The sequence below is a fragment of the Bradyrhizobium sp. 134 genome, assembly GCF_023074155.1.
Classification (GTDB): Bacteria; Pseudomonadota; Alphaproteobacteria; order Rhizobiales; family Xanthobacteraceae; genus Bradyrhizobium.
The window spans coordinates 1-1,287 of the sequence record NZ_JADPKX010000060.1; the positions used below are offsets into that span (position 1 = coordinate 1).

General features: G+C 62.3%; 1 protein-coding gene. It reads right to left on the minus strand.

The annotated features are described in order from the left end of the window. Positions 1-1,238, minus strand: a 1,238-nt coding sequence (locus IVA75_RS24755; RefSeq protein WP_247359502.1) for an SUMF1/EgtB/PvdO family nonheme iron enzyme, incomplete at its 3' end; no start/stop codon positions are given. Positions 1,239-1,287: the final 49 nt, after the last annotated feature.

Here is a 1,287-nt window from a genome sequence, read left to right on the forward strand (position 1 = left end):
CCCGGCTGCAGCTTGTCGCCCCACCAATATTTGGTCTGCGTTCCGCCCCGCGCGGCATATTCCCATTCGGCTTCGCTCGGAAGCCGATAAGTCTTCTTTGTCGCCTGAGCAAGATAGGCCGCATATTGCTGGGCGTCGGTCCAGCTCACATTGCTGACCGGCGCATCGTCCTTGCCGATCGCCGTGAAGCCGCACGCCTTTGCGGCGGCGCACTCGTTCCATTCCTGCACGGTCACCGGATATTTGCCGATCGAGAATGGCCTGACCGTCACCTGATGGACAGGACGCTCGGTCGGGTCGTCGTTGCTTCCCATTGCAAAGCTGCCGCCGCGAATGGCGACCATCTCGGGTTCGCGGACGGGAACTGTCGATGGACTTGGCACCGGAGCGGGCGAGGGAGGCGACGAAGCCGAGGAGGGAGAAGGCTGCGGCCTTTGCGCGGCGCCCTCGCGCGGCGGAGGCTGCGGGCTTGGCGATGCGGCCGGAGAAGCGTTAGGAGAAGCGTTAGGAGAAGCGGCGGGCAGGGCGGCCTGCTCGCTCACCTTGCCCGGCGCCTGCGCCAGCAGGTACCACAGCACGCCGGTGGCAATGACCAGCAGCGTGAGGCTCAGGAGGAAGATCAAGATATTCTCGCGCCGGCCCTTGGTCTTGCCGACTGCATCTGCATCCGCCAGCACGCGATAGACGCGCACGGGATCGGTGATGTTCTTGACTTTGCGGTCCCCGAGCGACTCGTAGCCGCACACGACCTTGTGCTTGATCTGCTCGTAGATCGCGCCGGAGATGTAGACCTGACCAGGTTCGGCAATGCCCTCGATGCGTGAGGCGATGTTGACGCCGTCCCCGTAGATATCGTCCGACTCAACGATGACGTCGCCCAGATTGACGCCAATCCGGTACTCGATCCGCGTATCCCTCGGAAGCGAGGCATTGCGCCCGATGAGGTTCTGCTGGATGACGATGCTGCATCGCACGGCCTCGACCGGACTGTCGAAAATCGCGATGAAGCCATCGCCCGTCGTTTTCACCAGACTTCCATGGTGCTCGACGATGCTGGGCCGGATGAGGTCCCGCTCAATCCGCTTGACACGGACGTGGGTACCCTCTTCGTCCGCCTGCATCAAGCGACTGTAGGAAGCTATATCACCGACAATGATCGCTGCGAGACGACGAGGTCCGACGCCATGTGAAGGGGGGTCACCGTTGTTCCCGGATCGGAAGTTGCGAATTTCGCCCATAGCGGGACCCACAAAACTGCAAGGCGACCCAGCATACAACCCGTCAAAA